At 28.7% G+C, this 14,027-nt stretch carries 19 protein-coding genes; 13 read left to right on the top strand and 6 right to left on the bottom strand.

The genetic code is table 11. The features are described 5' to 3' along the window. Window positions 1-16: 16 nt before the first annotated feature. The 3 genes from ACQYZ7_RS09405 to ACQYZ7_RS09395 all read right to left on the bottom strand — a co-directional run bounded on the left by ACQYZ7_RS09405 (window position 17) and on the right by ACQYZ7_RS09395 (window position 2,347). Complete coding sequence (locus ACQYZ7_RS09405; protein WP_430729602.1) at window positions 17-400, bottom strand: VOC family protein; 384 nt, start codon at window positions 398-400, stop codon at window positions 17-19. Window positions 401-538: 138 nt separating this feature from the next. Further along, the gene (locus tag ACQYZ7_RS09400) at window positions 539-1,351 is read right to left on the bottom strand and encodes an AraC family transcriptional regulator (protein WP_430729493.1); all 813 of its coding nucleotides are present in this window, start codon (window positions 1,349-1,351) and stop codon (window positions 539-541) included. A 15-nt stretch (window positions 1,352-1,366) separates the two neighbouring features. Continuing rightward, window positions 1,367-2,347, bottom strand: a complete 981-nt coding sequence (locus ACQYZ7_RS09395) for a GlxA family transcriptional regulator (RefSeq protein WP_430729492.1) — start codon at window positions 2,345-2,347, stop codon at window positions 1,367-1,369. 187 nt (window positions 2,348-2,534) lie between these two features. On the opposite strand from ACQYZ7_RS09395, the gene ACQYZ7_RS09390 reads away from it, so the two are divergent. The 6 genes from ACQYZ7_RS09390 (at window position 2,535) to ACQYZ7_RS09365 (ending at window position 5,736) form a co-directional block, all read left to right on the top strand. After that, on the top strand, window positions 2,535-3,041 hold the full coding sequence (locus ACQYZ7_RS09390; protein WP_430729491.1) for a DinB family protein: 507 nt from the start codon (window positions 2,535-2,537) through the stop codon (window positions 3,039-3,041). 5 nt (window positions 3,042-3,046) lie between these two features. Next, window positions 3,047-3,451 (top strand): VOC family protein, encoded by a 405-nt coding sequence (locus tag ACQYZ7_RS09385; RefSeq protein ID WP_430729490.1) that lies wholly within the window; start codon window positions 3,047-3,049, stop codon window positions 3,449-3,451. A 13-nt stretch (window positions 3,452-3,464) separates the two neighbouring features. Then, window positions 3,465-3,911, top strand: a complete 447-nt coding sequence (locus tag ACQYZ7_RS09380) for an SRPBCC domain-containing protein (protein ID WP_430729489.1) — start codon at window positions 3,465-3,467, stop codon at window positions 3,909-3,911. A gap of 29 nt (window positions 3,912-3,940) precedes the next feature. Next, the gene (locus ACQYZ7_RS09375) at window positions 3,941-4,366 is read left to right on the top strand and encodes a VOC family protein (RefSeq protein ID WP_430729488.1); all 426 of its coding nucleotides are present in this window, start codon (window positions 3,941-3,943) and stop codon (window positions 4,364-4,366) included. A 16-nt stretch (window positions 4,367-4,382) separates the two neighbouring features. Further along, window positions 4,383-4,637, top strand: a complete 255-nt coding sequence (locus ACQYZ7_RS09370; protein ID WP_430729487.1) for a hypothetical protein — start codon at window positions 4,383-4,385, stop codon at window positions 4,635-4,637. A 106-nt stretch (window positions 4,638-4,743) separates the two neighbouring features. Beyond that, window positions 4,744-5,736, top strand: a complete 993-nt coding sequence (locus ACQYZ7_RS09365; RefSeq protein WP_430729486.1) for a hypothetical protein — start codon at window positions 4,744-4,746, stop codon at window positions 5,734-5,736. A gap of 81 nt (window positions 5,737-5,817) precedes the next feature. Here ACQYZ7_RS09365 and ACQYZ7_RS09360 read toward each other — a convergent pair whose 3' ends face one another. The 3 genes from ACQYZ7_RS09360 to ACQYZ7_RS09350 form a co-directional block, all read right to left on the bottom strand. Continuing rightward, entirely contained in the window at window positions 5,818-6,483 is a 666-nt protein-coding gene (locus ACQYZ7_RS09360; RefSeq protein WP_430729485.1) for a hypothetical protein, read from the bottom strand. Window positions 6,484-6,623: 140 nt separating this feature from the next. After that, complete coding sequence (locus ACQYZ7_RS09355; protein WP_430729484.1) at window positions 6,624-7,715, bottom strand: hypothetical protein; 1,092 nt, start codon at window positions 7,713-7,715, stop codon at window positions 6,624-6,626. 94 nt (window positions 7,716-7,809) lie between these two features. Beyond that, window positions 7,810-8,241 carry a hypothetical protein gene (locus ACQYZ7_RS09350; protein ID WP_430729483.1) on the bottom strand — a complete coding sequence of 144 codons (432 nt, stop codon included), beginning with the start codon at window positions 8,239-8,241 and terminating at the stop codon, window positions 7,810-7,812. Between the two features lie 380 nt (window positions 8,242-8,621). Here ACQYZ7_RS09350 and tssD point away from each other — a divergent pair, with 380 nt between their 5' ends. From tssD to ACQYZ7_RS09315, 7 genes are all read left to right on the top strand, one after another. Further along, the gene (gene tssD / locus ACQYZ7_RS09345) at window positions 8,622-9,392 is read left to right on the top strand and encodes a type VI secretion system tube protein TssD (RefSeq protein WP_430729482.1); all 771 of its coding nucleotides are present in this window, start codon (window positions 8,622-8,624) and stop codon (window positions 9,390-9,392) included. Between the two features lies 1 nt (window position 9,393). Beyond that, window positions 9,394-10,497, top strand: coding sequence for a hypothetical protein (locus tag ACQYZ7_RS09340; RefSeq protein WP_430729481.1), 1,104 nt, complete (start codon window positions 9,394-9,396; stop codon window positions 10,495-10,497). Between the two features lie 2 nt (window positions 10,498-10,499). Then, window positions 10,500-11,612, top strand: a complete 1,113-nt coding sequence (locus ACQYZ7_RS09335) for a hypothetical protein (protein WP_430729480.1) — start codon at window positions 10,500-10,502, stop codon at window positions 11,610-11,612. Between the two features lie 82 nt (window positions 11,613-11,694). Beyond that, the gene (locus ACQYZ7_RS09330; RefSeq protein WP_430729479.1) at window positions 11,695-12,021 is read left to right on the top strand and encodes a hypothetical protein; all 327 of its coding nucleotides are present in this window, start codon (window positions 11,695-11,697) and stop codon (window positions 12,019-12,021) included. Window positions 12,022-12,023: 2 nt separating this feature from the next. Continuing rightward, entirely contained in the window at window positions 12,024-12,647 is a 624-nt protein-coding gene (locus ACQYZ7_RS09325; protein ID WP_430729478.1) for a hypothetical protein, read from the top strand. A 2-nt stretch (window positions 12,648-12,649) separates the two neighbouring features. Continuing rightward, window positions 12,650-13,279: a hypothetical protein gene (locus ACQYZ7_RS09320; RefSeq protein WP_430729477.1), complete on the top strand. Its 630-nt coding sequence runs from the start codon at window positions 12,650-12,652 to the stop codon at window positions 13,277-13,279. Between the two features lie 54 nt (window positions 13,280-13,333). Continuing rightward, the gene (locus tag ACQYZ7_RS09315) at window positions 13,334-13,981 is read left to right on the top strand and encodes a hypothetical protein (RefSeq protein ID WP_430729476.1); all 648 of its coding nucleotides are present in this window, start codon (window positions 13,334-13,336) and stop codon (window positions 13,979-13,981) included. Window positions 13,982-14,027 lie beyond the last annotated feature (46 nt).

The following is a 14,027-nucleotide window of genomic DNA, read 5'->3' as shown; positions in this document are numbered from 1 at the left end:
GTTATAAAGAAGAGTTTTATTTTTCTTCGGGTTTAGAATAAGTAACAATATCAATTCCTATTCCGTTGGGATCAATAATTGCAAAATGCCTATCGCCCCAAGGTTCATCTCTTAACTCAATTTCAATACGTATTCCTTTTTCTTTTAGCTGTTTGTAGTAACTGTCTACATTTTCTACTTCAATAGTTAAATATACTCCTTTACCATTAAAACCTGATTGAAAAATAGGTTTCTGGCTAGGGTGATTTGGAAGTAGAAAACTAATTTCTGAAGATTTATTAGGTGAATGTAATAGGAGGTAAAAATCATTTTCAAAAGTAACCCCAAAGCCTAATGTTTGAGTATAAAATTTTTTAGTCTCTTGTAGTTTTTCGGTTATAATACCAGCGTTCAGTTTCATCTTTTTGAATGTTTGTGAGTTGATAGATACAACAGTTAGCATCAACACGATTATTATTAATTTTTTCATGTTCTACATTTTTGTTGAAACAAATTTAGCATCAAGAGTTTTAGCTTGATTGTATAAATCGGACAGATTTTAAAAAAGAGCTTTAGAGGGGGGCACACCATAAAAAGTTTTAAAGTGTTTGATAAAGTGAGCTTGATCAAAAAAACCTAGGTCTAAATAAAGCTTGTTGTTCTTCAAACTTTGTTTAGATGTGGTTTCGTTTAAAACTTGTTGAAACCGAACAACATTACTAAAAGCCTTTGGTGTTGTGCCAATATGGTAGTTAAAAATTCTTTGTAATTGGCGAGTGCTTAAACCAGTATTCAAATCTTTTTCAATATCTAAATAACCTTTATGATAAAAAATAAGAGATAAAGCTTTAAAAAAACGAGAGTCATTTTGTAAAGGTAGGTTTTGAGTTAAACTTATAAACTTAATATTAAGAAGTTTCACAATGTTTTTCATCGAATTGTTCGAACTAATAGTTGTTTGTATCCATTCGGATAAGTGAGGTAAAAAAAGTTTTAGTTCTTGTGATTGATTACTTAGTTTTTTAGCATTGATGTTAAATAATAAAGGAAAAGCTGAAGGAAGAAAGCGAACTCCTATATAATCAAAATCATTCCCGATAGGAAACTCAACATATTTTCTGCAAAAACCCATTATAAAGCTTTCAGAAACATTCTTTTTGTTAAAGAAAATATCAATACAACCGTCAGAGACAACTCGATAAGAGAAAGAATTTTGTAATGGTTTTTTAGTTTTTAATTGCCAAAAACAGTAAATATAATTTTCTAACCTAATATCGGGTTTTAACTCAATATATGAAATGCTATTAGTTTTAGAGTTAACCGATGGTTGTATGGGCTTATAAAAGTTTTTTATGGATTGAAAAGACGTCAAATGTATTATTTAAAATTAAACATAAACTGCTTTACGATATTTGTTAGCATATTCAGAAGGAGTCATATTGGTAACTTTCTTAAAAACCTCTCTAAATCCTTTTGGGTCATTATAACCAACTTCGTACATTATTTCATTAACCGTTTTATTACCTCTCTCAAACTCTTTTTTAGCAGCTTCTATTTTAACACGCTGCACATATTCTATTACAGTATTGGTAGTTGCTTTTTTAAAACGTCTTTCAAAAGTTCTACGGCTTACAGCTATTTTTTCAGAAAGTTCATCAACGGTTATTTTTTGCTGATAATTTTGTTCAATATGTTCCTGAATTTTTAAAATATCTTTATCGTTATGAGATTTTTGGCCTTTAAAAATAATAAAAGGAGACTGACTATTTCGATTAATATCTATTTCGAAAATTTTAGAAGAAAGTACAGCCATTTCACGTCCTGCAAACTTTTCTACCAAATAAAGGTTTAAATTTAAAGAAGAATAAGCTCCACCGCTTGTGTATAAACCGTTTTCATCGGTAATAATCCTATCATCAACAAGATTAACATCAGGAAACATTTTTCTAAATTCATCAGCAGCCAACCAATGTGTTGCACAGTCTTGACCGTTAAGTAACCCTGTGCTAGCTAATAAAAAAGCACCTATACAAAGACTCGCAACTTCAGCACCATTAGCATATTGTTTTTTTATCCAAGGAATAAAAGCATTGTTTTTTGAAATTACTTGATCATAATCTCCATGAATAGCTGGGATAATAATCAAATCCGTTTTTTGGACATCAGCAATTGTAGTGTTAGGAATAATACTAAATAGTCCGCTGCTTAATCTTGCTTCTTTGTGTGTGCCAACAAGATGCGTTGTGAACATTGGTTGTTTACCAGCTTTTAATAAAGCGTCATTAGCCATGGTAAACATCTTATAAGTAGCCTCTAAATTACTCAAGCTAGAGTCTCCTTCTGGTACAAGAATAGAAATATGTTTCATGAGTTGTGTTTCAAGGGATTAATCTATTTCAAATATAAGATAAGCATTTGTCGCAATCAACCCTTGGTATTGTCGGGAATATACCTTTGAAGTGTGAATAAGACTTTTTATCTTTGGTAATCAAATGCTTAAGTGGTGAGGAGAGTAGTTATTTTGTCTATGTTACTCATCAACAAACCAAGAAAAAATGAATGATAAAGAACTTTTAAATGAATATAACACTGCAACTATGGAATTATTAAGGTTGCTTTCATCTTTAACTGAAGAACAATTAAATAAAAGAACAAAGGATAGCGGTTGGACAGTAGCGCAGGTAGGAGAACACCTTAATAAATCGTATGAGGTATCAGGTGTTTTAAACGGAAAGGTAAAAGATATAAAACGAAGTCCGTATGAAAAATTATCAGAAATACAACACTTGTTTTTGAATTTCGATATAAAAATGAATTCACCTAAAGAGATTATACCAACCGAAGAGTTTATTAACAAAGAAATTTTGTTGACGGAGTTAAAAAGCAAAATACAATGGGTGAATGATTTTTCAAAGAAAATGGATTTATCAAAACTGTGCTTAGATTTTGAAATTCCTGAATATGGACCATTTACACGAATTGAGTGGATAGGATTTAACACTGCACACACGCAGCGTCACATTTATCAAGTAAAACAAATTATTAGAAATATAAAAATATAAAAACGATGAAAATATGGGCAAACTTAGGAGTAGAGGATATAGAACGTACACAAAAATTCTATCAGACATTAGGTTTTAAACTTAATGGAGTTCCTACAAATGAAATAGTAAGTTTTTTATTTGGTGAAGATGAGTTTGTAATCCACTTTTTTAAAAAGGAAAAGTTAAAAGAAAGCTTTGAAGGTGAGGTAGCAAATCTTAATAGTAGTAATGAAATAATGTTTACACTTTCGGCCAAAAGTAAAGAGGAACTTAATGCATTGATAGAAAAAATAATAAAAGCAGGAGGGCATATCCGTTTTGATCCTAGAAAAGACAAGAAAAAGTTTTATGATGATAACGGTTACTACGTTTGTGTGTTTGAAGATTTAGATGGGCATTTATTTAATCTGTTTTACAATTTAAATTAAAGGTACTATTATTATGAAAGCGCAACAAGAATTTACAAAAATTATCAATGCTAGTACCGAAAAGGTATGGGAGGTTCTTTGGAATGATAAAACATATCCACAATGGACAGCAATTTTTTCTGAAGGGTCTTATGCTAAAACAGATTGGAAAGAAGGGAGCAAGGTACTATTTCTTACGCCTGATGGTAGAGGAATGGTAAGTAAAATTAAAGAAAAAATTCCTAATGAATATATGCTCTTTGAGCACTTGGGGGTTGTTGAAAATGGTATAGAGAACCTAAAAGGTAAAGAAGCAAAAGAATGGGCTGGAGCTACAGAAGAATACGTGTTAGAGAGAGTTAATAACAAAACACATTTAACAGTAAAAATGGATGTAGTTGAAGCGTATAAAAGCTTCTTTTTAGATACATGGCCTAAGGCAATGGGTAAAATAAAAGAATTAGCAGAAAAGAAAAGTTAAAATAAACAATAACCTTAAAAACAAGAAAAATGAAAGTAAATCCTTATTTAAATTTTGACGGAGATGCAGAACAAGCATTCAATTTTTACAAATCGGTATTTGGCGGTGAATTCATTGCAAATATGAAAATGAGTGACGCTCCTGATGTAGGAAAATTACCGGAAAATGAGAGAAATCGTATAATGCATATTTCGCTACCATTATCAAAAGATACTATTTTAATGGCGTCAGATACAGTTCCTTATATGGGGCATAAGCTTAATAAAGGAAACAATAATTATATTTCACTGCACCCTGAAAGTCGTGAAGAAGCAGATCGTTTGTTTAATAGGCTTTCTGTAGATGGAAAAATTGAAATGCCTATGGAAGACCAATTTTGGGGAGATTATTTTGGAAGTTTTGTCGATAAGTTTGGTGTCCATTGGATGATTAATTATAACGAGCAGTATAGTTAAACGTAATATCTTTTTAATGGTAGAAGTCTTTAAAACATCTGTACAATCAGTTGAAGAGGAAACACTTCTTTTGGATAAGCTCCAAAAGGAGTTTCCTTGTTATAAAATAAATTTTGATTTAGAAGATTGTGATAATATACTTCGTATAGAGTCTGTAAATAACATAATTAACCCTAACCCTGTTATCAAATTAGTAAGATATTATGGATTTGTTATTGAAGTATTGGAAGATGTAGTTGTAAAAGACAAAACAGTAGTAGGGAGGAGCTAGTATGTAAAACTATAATAAAACAAAACCCAGTTAGATATCTAACTAGGTTTTTGTGACCTCGGCAGGGATTTGGAGCGGTGTTTTTATTCGCACAAGCAGGAGATTTATGGAAGACGCAGGTAAATTACGCGGATTACCTAAAAAAAACTGGCAATTGGCGTTACAATTTATGCAAGAAGATACAAAGCTTCTGATGCGTACAGCTAGTGAATCACAAAAAGCGGTGGATTATCTCTTACAAGTTGACACTAACAAAGAACCAAAGTTTTACAAATCACTGGTAAAAAAGAGTCAAAAAGCAACCCAAAAGCCAAGGAAAACACCTGCTTTAAACAGACCCGTTAAAAGAGAGTCAAAGCCTCAATCCAAAAACAATATACCAGGGAATTTCAATACAAACTCGGTAGCTTACAAACGAAAGCAACTACAACATAGAACCTTTGAGTATTACCAAATTGAGGATGCCGTATTGGCAAGCTTTTTAGGCAAGCTAGAGATAAAGACCAAAGAAAGTTTAGTGATTACCCTAGCAGGAAAACGAGGTTCAAGCAAAATACACTTTGCTTTTAAGTTTATCAATGTACTAGCTCTAAAATACAAGGTCGGTCATGCTTCTATGGAAGAATACCCTGAAAGTGCTTTGTATTGGGACAAAGCAGATATGTATTTTAATGAGGTAGCAGAACGTAATTTGTCCAATCCTGATATTGAAAACTTAAACCAATTAGATAAGTTGATTAGAGAAAACGATGTGATTGTGATTGATAGTTTTGCTAAGTTAAAGGAACTGGATAGCAAATTTGAAATTGACAAAGACTTGCGAAAGAAGTACGACGGAAAATTGTTTTTTATCATCTTCCAACAAACCGCAGATGGTAAAATGAGAGGAGGTGCTAAAAGTGGTTTTGATGGGGATTGTATTTTCTTTACCGAGAAAACAAATCATTACAAAACCAACTTTATTTACACAGATAAAAACCGTTATCAAGACAAGCCACTTGATGAGTTGAAATACAATATTTATTCAGGGAAACTCGACCCGATTACATCTGAAGAAGTGGTTACAGAAAATGTGATACCGAAAGAGGTGGAATTTTAGGATATATCTCGCAAGATGATTATTAATCATGTTGCGGGATTTTTCTTAAAGAGTTACTTAGCGATTGTTGATAATAATTTTTTACTCATCATTTGTAATTCTAACTAAAATACATATTCCAGAAATATCTGCGTTACGAACTTCAAATTTTTCTATACCATACCTATAAGTGTCTTTTTTTAAAGAAAGTAATAATTTTTTCAATTCAATATCCATTCTAGATTGTTTAAGAAAATTATCCAATTCTAAATCGGTTATTTTTTCTTTACCATATTTATTTTCATATTCTTTAGGTAAATAAGTTGTAAAATCTTTGTAAGCGTAAGTACCTTCAAATTGTATAGACCCTATGTTTTTTAATGCGAAATTTTCTTTAATAATAGGGATACACTTTTTAAGATATTTTACAGCTGTGGAAAAAAATATTTTTTCTGAATGCATAGTTAAATGTCTTATATTTATGCTAATATGAGATTTGGTACTATCTATATCCCATTCCTTAACGTTAATTTTAAAGTCAAGAGTATCTTTTGGGGTAACCCATAAATAAGAAAACGATTTTATATAATAGTCATAGTCTGTCTTATTGATTTTTTTTACTATAATAGTATCACCATTTTTTATCGAAGTTTTAGAAGGAGTTTTAGTGGACTTAGTTTTTGTTACTTGTTGCTCTTTTTTATTTGTATCATATCTACAACTAATTATTAATGAGGATATAAGCAGGATTAAAAAGGTGTGTTTCATTTTTAGTTTATTTACAGCGGTTTTAGCATAAGAATATGGGTTTTAAGAATTAACTTTTTGTTTAAATACATGCCTTTCTAATTGTTTTTCTAGCGACTAAGCAGCTATTGTTTTATACTTTGTTAACAAACGTTTTCAGCTCAAAAGTAGTATTCTTCAAAAGTTATAATGTCTATCCAACCTTGTTTTCCGTTTTTACTAATTTCATAAAATGAAGTTGTTTTTTTATTAAAAAAATCAAAGCTTGTAGTTGTATGGTAAGGATAAATACCTATTTGATTATTGTTATAGAGGTAAATTAACCCATTATCTTCGTTTTGAAAAATACTATTATATTTTACAGGCAATATTTGCTTAGGTTCAATACTTCCTTTTTTTGTAAATGAAATTGGTTCAATAGGAGTGATAATCTCAGGTATATCAATAAAGATAGTATCACCAGTTACTTTATCAATAACATAATTGCTTATTAATTTTTCTTTTTTTGTGATTTTCTTTTCTATGGGAAATTTTGCGTCATCAAGAGAATACGAGTAAATGCCACTTTTGCCTTTTTCTACTATTTTAATAAGATTAGGATAGGTATAATATTTGTTATTGACACTTTCAGAAGTGTATCTTTTACCATTTAGAAAACTCAAATTTTCAATGTTGTCAGGAAGGTTAATAAACTCTAGAACTGTTTCATCTCGTATTCCTCCAAGATAACCTTTAGATAATTCAATGCTATACTTTTTTGTTTTTTTATTATATTTTAACGTATACTGTTCAGAATAGACAGTTCCGCAAGTAAAAAGGTTTACTTTTGGGAAGTAATCAATTTCTGTAATAGAATTATCAAAATATTGAGCTCCTTTATTAGTCAATACTTCTAGACCGTTTCTTGCAAAATATACTTGTTTTAAGTTGGGAATTTCTATCTTTTCTAGGTTGGAAATTCTATAAATGGATATAGAATCATTACTTAATGTTTTAATGAAAAAACCATTTTTTATAATGGTATCAAAAGCCTCTTTAAAAATGTACTCCCCCTTTTTATTTGTTAATTTATATTTATTTTCTTCTTTTTTTATATGATAAAAATACTCTCCGTAAGAATCACTATAGTTGCCTTTATTTGCCTTAAAAGATAGTGGATATAACGTGTTTTGAGAATAAACAGTATTACAATAAGTCAAATATAACAGAAAAACTAAGAGTAGTTTCGTTAATAATATTTGATTTTCTTTCATTTGTTGGCTTCAGATTTAATGAGTGTTTCAACAATTAAGTTCATAAGTAGAGTAGAACTAGCAATAAATTATATACGGCTTGTTATAGTATGCTTTATTTTTTACTCTTTTCTTTAAATATAAATTTATCTATTTTATTATTCCAATATTTTTTATTTCCAATCACTTTGCCATTTTCTATTTTCAAAACTAAGTCCTTTAAGAATTTATATTCTATTTCTTCAGGTTTACTGTAAATTCTAATAATAGAATCTTGTGTTAGCTCCCATTTATATTCTAATATTGAAGTAATATACTCAGAACCACAACTAGAAATATCTTTTTCGGTTATTAATACTTGTTCTTTGGAGAAGTTTAATATTAAATACATTTGTATTCCAGCACAAGGATTTGGTTCGGGAGTTTCCTCGCATTTATAACCAATATTTGATACATATTCTTTGTAGGTTAATATGTCAGCTTTATTTTGAGCGTTTACACCTAAAGACAAGTTGGTAAATAGTAAAAATAGTATAAGTCTTTTCATTATAATTTCCCATTTAGTCGGGTTGAATGTGTACTACAGTTCATTTATATAACCATAAAGAGAGTACAAACGTATTTTTTACAATTTTTTAGTGCTAGCTAATATAATAAAAAACTATAAATCAATATGGTTTTTAGCGTTTTCGGATTAAGAATTTGATTATAGGAGATAATTAAGTTGTTTTATGAAACTTACTTAGAGAATATTGTAATTTCTGATTAAGCACATGAGAATGTTTATACACGTACAATCTTAGTACTTAAAAAGTGGATTATTCTAAAAATACAGGAGTAGCTTAAAAATCAGAAAACTATCTACTATTTTTCTAAATGTTTTATATATTTAGGGTCAAAAAATTGTACCACCCTTAAAAAACATCTATGAACATAAAAGCCAAACTCTTTGTGTGTGGAGAGGAACGAGAATTAATCTCTACTAGTTTAAATTATATTCGTCTTACCGATTGGAACGGTAAACCTACATCAGCCCTAATGGGAGGTGCTTTTACGGCTACTTTTAAACCAGAAATGTACGATGATACCTTTATTGAATGGATTATAGCCGATAGAAAAGACAATAAAAAAATACGTCATCCTTTTAATCTTTATCTATTAAGAGACGGGAAAGTCGTTTTTTATGAGGATGATTTTGATGGAGTAGAGCTATTCCAATACAACTTTCAAGATGGGGTACTTATAAATTACCATGAGGTTTTTGATAACCAAAAAGGTATGCAGGTTACCTTAACTATATCGCCTGCAATGCAAGATTATCGTTTTTTTAATAATAGTACCGATTGGCGTAGAAAAAGCCGTACTCGTTATATAAAACCTTGGCAAGAGAGTTTTATACCTCCTATAAAAGAAACTCCTTATAAAGCACAGGAGAATACTAACAGTAAAAAAGTTTTAAATATTTATTTTGAAGATATAGAAACAAAAGAAAAGGTTAAAAAAGTAAAACCCGACCAACTTGTAGAGTTAGTAATTGTTTCTAAAGAGATGAAGAATAACAAAGTAGATATAGACCTAAATAAATATCCCTTTAATTTTGAATATAATAAAACCCCTTTAGAAAAGAATATTTTAAAAGATATTCTAATAACAAAAGATACTCAGAAACTAACTGTAAAACCCCTAAAACACGAATAATATGGCTACTGTAACCGAATGCGGAAACCCTAGTAATACTTTTTCTATAGAACCTCTAGAAATGTGGGAATTTACCCCCATTGTAAGTTTAGATGCCGAACCTATAGATTATGACGATGTAAAAGAAACATCTTTAGTTTACAAAAAGGATGAAAAAGTAACATTATCAGATAAAATTAGTAAATCAATTAGAGATAAATATACTTTGATGGTGTTTACTACCGAAAGTAAAAAACTCTCGTTAAAATTCACTGTTAAAAATGGTACGACAGACCAGTTTTATGATGATGATGGGTATATAAAACCTGAAATAGCCTTGGCTAAAGGAGAGAAAGAGCTTACTGAAAAGGAAAGTATAAAAATAACAGACGATAAGAGTTTTTTAGTAGACTATACTAAGAAAAAAAGTACTCTTATAGAGTTTGATGTTGAAATAAACACAGAAACAGAAAAAACTTTTTTTATCAATTTTTATGCTAACGACAACAAGAAATATTTTGATATAGAAGGAAAATATAAAAATGTGTTTTGCGGGCAAGTAAAAGTAATCAAAAAAAAGAGTAGTATTTGTAAAGACAAAGATTGGTCTTTTTTCCCATCTTTAGTATCAGATTCAAAAAAAGTAACATATGGTTCTAGTTTAAGTTGGACTAATACACCTGAGTGTTATCATTATGCTTTACAGCAATTAAAAGATTTAGGGTACTGGGTTAAAACTGAAAGATGGAATAAAAAATGGGATGGAACTAAGGAGTTAAATGATGATATTTTTCAGTTGTATTTAAGCTCAGATGTTGCAGGAATGAAAAAAGGTATTCAAAAAGAAATGTTTGAAAACTCTCTTATTTATTTGAAACAAGCTATGGAATCAAAAACTCCTGTAATGGTTGGATTACATTACCGGGAAGGATATGCAAATGAGGATTTAACAACCGACCATTTTGCTGTTATTACTGGCTGTGGCAGAGATATTGATGGCAAACTTTATTTTGAAGTAACAGACAACTTTTACTCAAGCGGAAAATACTATTGTATTTGTGAAAATTATGAGATTATAAAAGGGAATTATATAATATCTCAAGTTAGAAAATCAAGAAAATTATAAGTATGAAAAGTAAATTTTTTATAGTAATCATTGTACTTTATTGTTTTCTATCTTGTAAAAAAAACACTAATAAAATATCAAAACAAGAGTTTTATCCTTATTGCAAAAATTTTAGTACAGATGGGGCTTTGACTTATGATAATGAAACAGAAATTCTTTTTCAGAGATTTCGTTATTCAGATAACCGAAGTGGTAAAGTTCATTTCTTAAATATAAAAAATGATACTGTTATCATAAACACAAAAAAAGTAAAGAAATTACCTCCTGTATTCATAGAAGATTTATTTTTATTAAAAGAGAACTTGATAGTGCTAAGTTCAATACCAAGAACATTAGGGGAAAATTTAAAATCTACAGATTCTTTGATAAAATATGACAAAAACTTACAAGTTCTAGAAAAAAAAGACATGGATATCTCAAAATATCCAAGAGGTAATGGTTTTATTATTGGGGATAGTGATAGATTATTTTATATCACAGAAGGATTTAAATATATGAAAACACCAGAACTAATAATTTCACAAATAGATACTAGTTTTAATATTAAAAATCAAATAAAAATTAAAACTAAAGAAAAAGGTGCCTTTAGATATTACCCTCTGAAATCTGTTTTTATCAAAGATATCGGTATCGTAATTGTGTCTACTATTACTTATCATAATAGAGAAAAACCTATTTTTAAAATAGAGATGTTTGATTTTGATTTAAAAAAACAATGGTCTCAAGATATTGAGGCTAGTTCTATAATTGATTTAGGGTATTCTATATCTAAAAACAAAATATTTCTTATTTCTGAAAAACAGGGAAATAAAATTAATATTTGGGACTTTAAAGGAAATAGGCAAACTAAAACTTATTATTCTACTGCTAAATTAATAAGCTCTACATCAAATGATAATTATATATATATACTAAATAATGAAGGTAAAGAAACTTTTGTTAGTATAATTGACTATTCAGGGGAAATAATTGATAAAGTAAAAAAATCAACATTCATACAAACAAAAGAAAGTGAGACTAATATGCTGAAATATAAACGAAATCAACTCTTTTTAATAACTATTAATAATTATTTAAATACCTTAACAATAACTAAACTAAAAGACAGCTTATAAAAAACTTTAGGATGAATTAAGGAAACTTATATATGATGAACCATCAAAAACTTTTACCGTAATTGATATTAAAGATAGAGAAGTGCTTAATAATGATGGTACAGCAGGAAATACAGATGTAGAACTAAGCAGGTTCAAAGAAAGTCCTGTGGAATATATGAAAAACAAATGCCCTAAAGACGGATATTATGTGTTTATAGGGGCATATAATGCCGATTTTCATTCGTTTACCATCGTAGCTAATAAAAGAGGCGAAAATATTAGTTTTGAGTTTCTTGATCAGATATTTGGGGTATTACCTAAATCAGGAAAACAACTTGAAAGTTGGTTTTTGAAATTTATTTATGAATGGAGATATTATTTTCCTATGAATTTGAGTTTGTATCAATTAAGAAATAAAATAAAATAGTTATGAAATATTTATTAATGTTATTTGTTTTTATCATTTCATTAGGGTGTAAAGAAAGTGTAAAAAAAGATAAAACAATAGCTGGGGACATAAATTTAAAAGATAGTAGTTTAAAAAACTCAAAGATTAATAGATTAAAACAAATTGAGAAGAAGAAATTCTTAACAAAGAATGACTTTAGCAATGTAATAGGGAAACTGAAGAGTATTAAAAATACTGGCAGCAAATATTCAGATATGTTAACCAATAGTAGTGCTGGTTTTGTTCACAATATTTTTAGTTTAGATGAAGATGAATTAATTGTGAAGACTACAAGTTACACATACAAGAAAGATTTAGTTTTTTATTTACACAATATAAAATGTGTTAATGATTCAATATCTATTAAGCCTTTTTTAGAAAAAGCACAAGGGAAATTCACAGAGGGTTATCTAAGTAACAGGGTGTTCATTTTAGCAATGAAAGATGATATGACTGCAAATTATATTGATATTCCTGAAAAAATGAACCCTTATAAATTAAGGTTAGAACTAATAGATACTTTATATAAAAAAATTAATAGTGATGCAATACTTTGTTACAGAACTAAAAAGTGTGTTTATAAGGATTTTAGAGAGAAGAAATAGTTATGAGATGTTTAATAATTATTTTACTATTCTTTAGTTTGATTTTTTTTAACTGTAAAAAGAAGGCAGATAAATTCTCAAATGTTGTAACTAAGGAGAATAGTATTGATAGTTTAAAAACTTCAGTTATAAAAAATAATGAAGTAACTAAAAATAAAAAGTTACGATTAACTGGAAGTTATGATTTTAAAAAGTTACTTGGTTCATTAAAAAATATTAATCACACCAAAAATAAACATAAAGATTGGGTGAGTGATTATAGCTATGTGTTCTCAGGATTATTTGAACTTGATTCAGAAAAGTTTCAAGTAAAAACTACAAGTTATACATACAAGAAAGATTTAGTTTTTTATTTACACAATATTAAATGTGTTAATGATTCAATATCTATCAAACCCTTTTTAGAAAAAGCACAAGGTAAATTCACAGAGGGTTATTTAAGTAACAGGGTGTTCATTTTAGCAATGAAAGATGATATGACTGCAAATTATATTGATATTCCTGAAAAAATGAACCCTTATAAATTGAGGTTGGAACTAGTGGATACTTTATATAAAAAAATAAATAGTGATGTAATACTTTGTTATAGAACTAAAAAGTGTGTGTATAAAGACTTTCGAGAGAAGAAATAATTATAGTGTATTTAGCAGTTAATAATTTATGGTTATTACTTGAAAAAATGGTTAATGAATAAGGATATAGATAGAAAAATAAAAGTGGGCAGAAATATTTTATTAGGAATTGTTATTTTATTTATATGTAGTTGCAAAATACCAAAAAGTAACATAGAACAAGGTTCTACAAAAGAGAAAAAAAGTCAGGATACTATCGTTTTATCCGACAAGGAAAAAGGTGTAATTAAGAATGCCTTAGTGAAAAAAACTAATTTCAAAGCAGTTTTAAATACAGTGAAAGATATTAAACATACTAAAGAAAAACATAAAGATTGGATGTCTAATAGAGCTAGGACTTTAGACTCACTTTTTTTATTAAATAATAGAACATTTTTAGTTAAAACAACTAGCTATGAGTATAAGAATAAATTAAAGTTTTATCTGCACAATATTAAACATAGGAATGACTCAATATCTATAAAACCTTTTATAGAAAACGCACAAGGAAAGCGAACAAGAGGGTACACAGGAGAGCGTGTTTTAATTTTTACTATGTTGAATGATAAAGAAGCTAATTTTATTGACATACCAGCTAACTGGAACCATATGGAGCTAAAAGAAGAGTTATTAGATATTTTGTATGAAAAAATAAATAGTGATGTTATACTTTGTTACAGAACTAAAAAATGTGTGTATAAAGACTTTCGAGAAAAAAAATAATCATAAAGTGTTTAGCTGTTACTAGTTCCGTTTATTATTTGAAGAA

Source organism: Tenacibaculum sp. SDUM215027 (assembly GCF_050566205.1).
GTDB lineage: Bacteria > Bacteroidota > Bacteroidia > Flavobacteriales > Flavobacteriaceae > Polaribacter.
Note: the sequence above shows the minus strand (reverse complement) of the source record. Positions and strands in the feature narration are given on the sequence as shown.

Bases quoted from the DNA above. Each gene is read 5' to 3' on its own strand.
- ACQYZ7_RS09365 (WP_430729486.1), top strand. From the start codon at position 4,744: ATGGAAGACGCAGGTAAATTACGCGGATTACCTAAAAAAAACTGGCAA.
- ACQYZ7_RS09350 (WP_430729483.1), bottom strand. From the start codon at position 8,241: ATGAAAAGACTTATACTATTTTTACTATTTACCAACTTGTCTTTAGGT.
- ACQYZ7_RS09385 (WP_430729490.1), top strand. From the start codon at position 3,047: ATGAAAATATGGGCAAACTTAGGAGTAGAGGATATAGAACGTACACAA.
- ACQYZ7_RS09325 (WP_430729478.1), top strand. From the start codon at position 12,024: ATGAAATATTTATTAATGTTATTTGTTTTTATCATTTCATTAGGGTGT.
- ACQYZ7_RS09380 (WP_430729489.1), top strand. From the start codon at position 3,465: ATGAAAGCGCAACAAGAATTTACAAAAATTATCAATGCTAGTACCGAA.
- ACQYZ7_RS09405 (WP_430729602.1), bottom strand. From the start codon at position 400: ATGAAACTGAACGCTGGTATTATAACCGAAAAACTACAAGAGACTAAA.
- ACQYZ7_RS09370 (WP_430729487.1), top strand. From the start codon at position 4,383: ATGGTAGAAGTCTTTAAAACATCTGTACAATCAGTTGAAGAGGAAACA.
- ACQYZ7_RS09320 (WP_430729477.1), top strand. From the start codon at position 12,650: ATGAGATGTTTAATAATTATTTTACTATTCTTTAGTTTGATTTTTTTT.
- ACQYZ7_RS09375 (WP_430729488.1), top strand. From the start codon at position 3,941: ATGAAAGTAAATCCTTATTTAAATTTTGACGGAGATGCAGAACAAGCA.
- ACQYZ7_RS09340 (WP_430729481.1), top strand. From the start codon at position 9,394: ATGGCTACTGTAACCGAATGCGGAAACCCTAGTAATACTTTTTCTATA.
- ACQYZ7_RS09395 (WP_430729492.1), bottom strand. From the start codon at position 2,347: ATGAAACATATTTCTATTCTTGTACCAGAAGGAGACTCTAGCTTGAGT.
- ACQYZ7_RS09315 (WP_430729476.1), top strand. From the start codon at position 13,334: ATGAATAAGGATATAGATAGAAAAATAAAAGTGGGCAGAAATATTTTA.
- ACQYZ7_RS09335 (WP_430729480.1), top strand. From the start codon at position 10,500: ATGAAAAGTAAATTTTTTATAGTAATCATTGTACTTTATTGTTTTCTA.
- ACQYZ7_RS09390 (WP_430729491.1), top strand. From the start codon at position 2,535: ATGAATGATAAAGAACTTTTAAATGAATATAACACTGCAACTATGGAA.
- ACQYZ7_RS09355 (WP_430729484.1), bottom strand. From the start codon at position 7,715: ATGAAAGAAAATCAAATATTATTAACGAAACTACTCTTAGTTTTTCTG.
- ACQYZ7_RS09360 (WP_430729485.1), bottom strand. From the start codon at position 6,483: ATGAAACACACCTTTTTAATCCTGCTTATATCCTCATTAATAATTAGT.
- tssD (WP_430729482.1), top strand. From the start codon at position 8,622: ATGAACATAAAAGCCAAACTCTTTGTGTGTGGAGAGGAACGAGAATTA.